The organism is Bradyrhizobium sp. BRP56, assembly GCF_020194035.1.
GTDB lineage: Bacteria > Pseudomonadota > Alphaproteobacteria > Rhizobiales > Xanthobacteraceae > Bradyrhizobium > Bradyrhizobium australafricanum.
In genome coordinates this window covers 52,739-58,738 of sequence record NZ_JADYVV010000060.1, presented here as the reverse complement: position 1 = coordinate 58,738, position 6,000 = coordinate 52,739, and the positions used below count along the sequence as shown (strand labels likewise).

The 6,000-nt window shown below is 64.6% G+C and carries 6 protein-coding genes; 3 read left to right on the top strand and 3 right to left on the bottom strand.

Annotated features, from left to right (window positions below):
- Together I6F38_RS32635 and I6F38_RS32630 are read left to right on the top strand one after the other, a co-directional pair.
- The coding region (locus tag I6F38_RS32635) for an integrase core domain-containing protein (protein ID WP_225163308.1) at positions 1–351 on the top strand (351 nt) is incomplete at its 5' end.
- Positions 351–1,586: an ABC transporter substrate-binding protein gene (locus I6F38_RS32630; RefSeq protein WP_225163307.1), complete on the top strand. Its 1,236-nt coding sequence runs from the start codon at positions 351–353 to the stop codon at positions 1,584–1,586. The genes I6F38_RS32635 and I6F38_RS32630, both read left to right, overlap by 1 nt.
- 157 nt (positions 1,587–1,743) lie before the next feature.
- On the opposite strand, the gene I6F38_RS32625 is transcribed toward I6F38_RS32630, so the two are convergent.
- Complete coding sequence (locus I6F38_RS32625) at positions 1,744–2,958, bottom strand: mandelate racemase/muconate lactonizing enzyme family protein (protein WP_225163306.1); 1,215 nt, start codon at positions 2,956–2,958, stop codon at positions 1,744–1,746.
- A gap of 237 nt (positions 2,959–3,195) precedes the next feature.
- Positions 3,196–4,458 (bottom strand): amidohydrolase family protein, encoded by a 1,263-nt coding sequence (locus tag I6F38_RS32620; RefSeq protein WP_225163305.1) that lies wholly within the window; start codon positions 4,456–4,458, stop codon positions 3,196–3,198.
- A gap of 152 nt (positions 4,459–4,610) precedes the next feature.
- On the opposite strand from I6F38_RS32620, the gene I6F38_RS32615 reads away from it, so the two are divergent.
- Positions 4,611–5,030: a nuclear transport factor 2 family protein gene (locus I6F38_RS32615; protein WP_225163304.1), complete on the top strand. Its 420-nt coding sequence runs from the start codon at positions 4,611–4,613 to the stop codon at positions 5,028–5,030.
- A gap of 180 nt (positions 5,031–5,210) precedes the next feature.
- On the opposite strand, the gene I6F38_RS32610 is transcribed toward I6F38_RS32615, so the two are convergent.
- Positions 5,211–5,969 (bottom strand): GntR family transcriptional regulator, encoded by a 759-nt coding sequence (locus I6F38_RS32610; RefSeq protein WP_225163303.1) that lies wholly within the window; start codon positions 5,967–5,969, stop codon positions 5,211–5,213.
- Positions 5,970–6,000: the final 31 nt, after the last annotated feature.

Below are 6,000 nucleotides of genomic sequence, written 5' to 3'. Positions count from 1 at the left end.
CCGCAGACCAACGGCCTCGTCGAACGCTTCAACCGGCGTATCGCCGAAGCCATTGGCCGCGAACAAAAGCGCGGCAGCGCCCGGCGGACCTTCATCGACCATGCCGATCGCGACGCCTTCATCGCCAAGTTCGTCCACGACTACAACCGGACGCGCCTCAAATGCCTCGGCTACCAGGCCCCGATCCAGGCCGTTGCTAAACTCACGGGACTAAACACGCTTGCGGGGGAGGTGAAGGAAGGCCCGCCTCCGCCATCAACATTTCATTTTTCCGGCATTGGCTTGGGCGATAAGCTCTGCTCGCTCGGGAGGAGCGCCGGCCTGGTGCCGGCGCGTTTGTGGCGATGTTGATGCAAACAAAAAGACAAACTGCGCTTTCGATATTCCTCGTCCTCGCAGCTGTCCTCGCGGCGGCGCCGTTGCGCGCGCAGCAGCCGCAGACGGCGGCGGCCGGCAACGAGATCCGCATCGGCAACGTCATGCCCTATACCGGGCCGCTCGCTGCGTTCGCGACCATCGGGCGGGCGGAGGCGGCCTATTTCGACATGGTCAACGAGCATGGCGGCATCAACGGCCGCAAGGTCAGGTTCGTCTCGGTCGATGACAGCTCCAGTCCGAAGATCGCGATGGAGCAGACCCGCGATCTCGTCGAGAAGCAGGACGTGCTGTTGATGTTCGGCTCGTTCGGCACGCCGAGCAACCTCGCGGTCCGGAAGTACCTCAACGAGAACAAGGTCCCGCAGCTGTTCGTCGCTTCCGGCGACGAGGCGTGGGCGCATCCTGCGACTTTTCCCTGGACCATGGGCTGGCAGCCGACCTTCCGCGCCGAGGGGCGGATCTACGCCAATTACATCCAGGCCGCCTATCCCTCGCGCAAGATCGCGGTGCTCTGGCAGAACGACCAGTTCGGCCGCGACCTGTTCAAGGGATTGCAGGAGGGGCTCGGCGACACCGCGGGCATGATCGTCGCCGATCTCGCCTTCGATGCATCGGAGACCGCAATCCAGAACCAGATCGGAATTTTGAAGAACTCCGGCGCCGATATCCTGGTGTTCGACGGCGCGCCGGCGATCGCGGCGCGCGCGATCCGCGTCGCCGCCGACCTCGACTGGCATCCGGTGTTCATTCTCGACAACGCGTCGGCCTCGATCGCCAGCGCGCTGCGGCCGGCGGGCCTGCAGAATTCGCTCGGCGTGATCTCGACCTCGTTCCTCAAGGATGCCGGCGATGCCTCCTGGAAGGACGACCCGCAGATCAAGGCATGGCTCGCCTTCATGGACAAGTATTACCCCGACGGCGACAAGGACGACATCTACGCCGTGTTCGGCTACGCCGCCGCGGACACGCTGATGCAGGTGCTGCGCCAGTGCGGCGACGATTTGTCGCGCGAGAACATCATGCGGCAGGCCGCGTCGCTGAAGGACTACCAGAGCCCGATCGCGCTGCCCGGGATCGTGATCAACACCGGACCGAAGGACTTCCGCCCGATCAAGCAGATGCGGCTGGTGCAGTTCGACGGCAATGCCTGGCAGCCGATCGGCGACGTGATCGACAGCGCGTTCACGGCAGTGCGCGAGGATAATTGAGGGCCGTTGAGTTGGGTCATGCGTCGTCCCGGCGAAGGCCGGGACCCATTACCCCAACTGCACATTGTTTTGCTCTGCTGGGGCGATAATCCCTTACACACCACGCAGCGGTGGTTATGGGTCCCGGCTTTCGCCGTGACGACGGTGTGGAGAGAGTTTACTTCTTCAACCCGTAATTCAACAGCCCGCCCTTGTTCTTCGGCGGGTGCGCGCGCAGCCCTTCCTCGTTCGGCTCGGTGCCCCAGCCCGGACGATCCGGGATCACGAGATGGCCGTCGACGAATTCAGGCACGTGGGTGAACAGCTCGTGGTCCCAGGCCAGCCGATCGATATCGGTCTCCATGATGCGCAGGTTCGGCACCGCGGCGCAGAAATGCGCGTTCATCATGGTGCAGAGGTGGCCGTAGAAATTATGCGGCGCGACGTTGACCTCGAAATGCTCGGCGGCGGCGGCGATCTTCATCGACTGCCAGACCCCGTTCCACGGTGTGTCGATGATCGCGACGTCCATCGCCTGCTCGGTGAAATAGGGCAGGAACTCGCGCAGGCCGAGCAGCGTCTCGCAGGACGAGATCGGGTGCGGGCTCTGGCGGCGGATGTAGCCGAGCGCCTGTGGATTGAAGGTGTCGATCTCGACCCAGAACATGTCCATCTTCTCGATGGCGCGCAGGATTTTCAGATAGCCCTCGGTCTTGGCGTTGAAGTTGAGGTCGAGCAGGAGATCGACATCCGGCCCCGCGCCGTCGCGGATCGCCTCCAGGTGCATGCAGAGATTGCGCAGCACAGTGCGGTCGATATTGATCTCGGGCTGGAACGGCGAGCCGAAGCCGGGGCGCCAGCCTTGCGGTTTGCCGTCGGTATAGACGAAGATGTTGGTCTTCATCGCCGTGAATTTCTTCTCGCGCACTTCGGCCCCGATCGCCTTGACGCCGTCGAGATCAGTGATCGCCGGCTTGTACCAGTCGGGATGATTGATGCGCCAGGTCGCGCAATGCGACCAGTACACCCGCACGCGGTCGCGGATCTTGCCGCCGAGCAGGTCGTAGCAGGGCACGCCGAGCGCCTTGGCCTTGACGTCGAGCAGCGCGTTCTCGATCGCCCCGAGCGCCAGCGCCACCACGCCGCCGGCGGCAGGGCGCGTCGCGGCGAACAGCTCGACATAGATCCGCTCGTGCTCGAACGCGTTCTTGCCGACCACCCGCGCCGACAGCCGCTCGATCGCCGCGGTCACGCCGGGCGCGCCGAAGCCCTCGTCATATTCGCTCCAGCCGACCAGCCCGTCATTCGTCGTCACCTTGACGAAGTGATAATTCCGCCAGCCGGCATCGCAGGCGAGCGTCTCGACGCTTTTGATTGTGGTGGATTTGCTCATGGTTTCCTGCCCGGTTGTTTGTTGCTGTTGGCGGGATACCAACAACGGATCGGCGAAGACGTCAATTCGCGCCAAGGCAAGGCGACAATGCGTATTGGCAAGGCGGCACTCGCCTCTTCGTTCACCGTCACCCTGAGGAGCGCGCTCTTGCGCGCGTCTCGAAGGGCGACGGCCCGGCTCTTTCCGCATGGATCTCACGGGGCCGTGCATCCTTCGAGGCTCGCAAGAGCTCGCGCCTCAGGATGACGGGACAAACATCTCGGTGTCAGGCCGGAACAATGTCGGCCTTTGCCGTTCGAAGGTCTTGCGGCCGTGCTTGAAGCCCATCAGCACGTCGGGCAGCTCGGCGATGGCGTTGGTTCCGCTGTCGGTATCGAGCACGACGATGTCGGCGGGGTTGCCGACCGCAATGCCGTAATCCTTCAGGTTCATCAGCCGCGCCGGCAGATCGGTGACGAGATCGAGGCAGGCGTCGAACTCGCCGATCCCGGCATGCGCCGCATTGGCGTAGAGATTGGCCATCCGCAGAAGTGATGCATCGCCGAACGGCGTGAAGGGATTTTGCACATTGTTGGTCGCGACCGAGCACAGCACCCCGTCCGCCACGAGCCGATGCGCGGCCGTGAGCCCGCGCGGCGCGTTGTGGGTGGCGTCGCGGCCCATCAGATAGAGATCGGTCGCCGGCAGCACGGTGACCGCGACACCGGCCTCGGCGAGCCGAGCGCCGGCTTTCTTCAACCGATCAGGCGGCAGCGCGGAGAGTTTGGTGGCGTGCCCGATCGCGACGCGTCCGTGATAGTTGCGCCGCTCGGTCTGCCGGCAGACCTCCTCCATGTGCCACCAGGAAGGATCGAGGTCGAAATCGAGATGGAGGTCGACGTCGACATCGAACTCCTGCGCGAGGTCGAAGATGCGTGCGATATGCGCGTTCGGATCGCTGTCGACATAGGGGCAGCCGCCGACCGCCTCGGCACCGTCGTTGAGCGCCGCGACCAAGAGCTCGTCGGCGCCGGGATCGTTGGTCAAGCCCTCCTGCGGAAAGGCGCAGAGCGAGAGGTCGAGCGCCCAGGCATAGTCGCGTTTCAAGGCCTTGACCGCCTCGAAGCCGCGCAGCCCGATCCTCGGGTCGATCTCGACATGCGTCCGCATCCGCGTGGTGCCGGCCGTGATCGCGCGCTCGATCACTTTTGAGCCGCGCGCATAGACATCCTCGACCGTGAAGTCGCGCTTCATCGCCGACACCGCGCGGATCGCCTCGCTGAGGCTGGCGTGATCGTGGCCGCAGCGGCCGAGCAGGCAGGCCTTGTCGAGATGGATATGGGTGTCGACGAACCCGGGCAACGCCAGCCGGCCGTTGAGGTCGACGTCGACCGCCTCGCACACGAGGCGCGGCGCGATCGCGGCGATCCTGCCGCCGGCGATGCCGATATCGACCGCGGCGGCGGAGCTGCGCGTCACGGCATTGCGGAAGACGAGGTCGAAGGCAGGTTTCGCGATCATCGGCGAGGAAACATCAGGATGGTTTCAGCCTAGCGGAGCGGCGAGGATCCGGCAGCACCAGATTGTGTGCAGTTTTATGGTTCGATTGTCTAAAAAATATGCATACACTTTTGCCGGCAGATTGTAGAGTCCTGATTATTCCTGGAGGCCCCATGTCCGCACCCGCCAAAGCCGATGCCCGCCCGATGTCCGATGCCGAGATCGTCGAGGCCTATCTGACGGCGTCGATGATCCCCGATTCGGATGCGGCTGCGGCCTATATGAAGCCGGGCACGGTGATCGCCTTCACCGGCGGGCGCGAATTCGACCATCCGCGCGGGCCGACCGCCTTCAACGCGAAACGCTATCGCTGGGTGAAGAAGAAGATGGACCGCTTCGATGTCTGCCCTGGCACGGACGAGACCGTCGTCTACAGCGTCGGCACGCTCTACGGCGAATGGACCGACGGCACGCCGTTCGAAGGCAACCGCTATGTCGACCGCTTCGTGGTGCGGGGCGGGCAGATCGTCAAGATGGACGTCTGGAACGACAGCGCCGAGCGGATCCTGGTGCAGCGGGGGATCGAGGCGTAAAGTATCGCCTGCCGTCGTTCTTCCGTCATCCTGAGGAGCGCGCTCTTGCGCGCGTCTCGAAGGATCGACGGCCACCAGCGGGGCCATGCATCCTTCGAGACGCGCTACGCGCTCCTCAGGATGACGGCGATAGAGCGACGGAGTCTCCTCAAGATGACAGTCGTAAAGCGCAGCTAGTCATCAGCGCCGCGCCGCCTTCGGCAGCTTCACCACCTTTTCGCCGGTTGCCTCGTCGGCATAGGGGGCCAGAATATCCAGCAGATCGCGGCCGCGCTGCGGGCTCGGCGCGACCAGCGCACGGGTCGCCACGGAATCCAGATGGCTGTGCATCAGCCCCATCACCTTGTCGACGTCGCCTTTCGCCAGCGCGGCGATGATCGCGCGGTGCTCGTTGATCGCGCATTCCGATGAATGCGGCCGGCTGTAGAGCGACAGCGTCAGGCAGCAGCGGTACGCGACCTCGCTGACATAGCGCACCAGGATCGGGCTGTTGGTCATGTGCGCAAGCAGGATGTGGAATTCGGTGGCGAGCCGGATCGACACCGCGTCGGTGCCGTCGCGGGCCCGATCCTCGGCGTCGACATGGGCATTCAGCTCGGCAATCTGCGCCTTGGTCAGCTTGCCCGCGAGCTGCCGCACCACCAGCCGCTCGAGCTCGATGCGAATATCGAAGGCATCGCGCGCCTCCTGCCAGCTCGGCGTCGCCACCACGGCGATGCGGTTGCGGCGCAGCTCTACCAGGCCTTCCGCCGCCAACTGCCCGAGCGCATGCCGTGCGATGGTGCGGCTGACGCCGAAGCGCTCGCCGAGCGAATCCTCGGGCAGCTTGGCGCCGGGCTCCAGCGCCTGCTCGATGATCGCGCGCCGCAGCGCGCGGCAGATCACGCTGACCTTGTCTGACGATTCAGCCGTCTTGCTGCTGTCGGCGCGCCCCGCCATTGCCGCGAATCCCTCTCGAAGGTGCTTCGAA

What these genes read in the sequence shown, in the direction of transcription:
- I6F38_RS32630 (WP_225163307.1), top strand. Translation starts at nt 351, where the DNA reads ATGCAAACAAAAAGACAAACTGCGCTTTCGATATTCCTCGTCCTCGCA.
- I6F38_RS32625 (WP_225163306.1), bottom strand. Translation starts at nt 2,958, where the DNA reads ATGAGCAAATCCACCACAATCAAAAGCGTCGAGACGCTCGCCTGCGAT.
- I6F38_RS32610 (WP_225163303.1), bottom strand. Translation starts at nt 5,969, where the DNA reads ATGGCGGGGCGCGCCGACAGCAGCAAGACGGCTGAATCGTCAGACAAG.
- I6F38_RS32615 (WP_225163304.1), top strand. Translation starts at nt 4,611, where the DNA reads ATGTCCGCACCCGCCAAAGCCGATGCCCGCCCGATGTCCGATGCCGAG.
- I6F38_RS32620 (WP_225163305.1), bottom strand. Translation starts at nt 4,458, where the DNA reads ATGATCGCGAAACCTGCCTTCGACCTCGTCTTCCGCAATGCCGTGACG.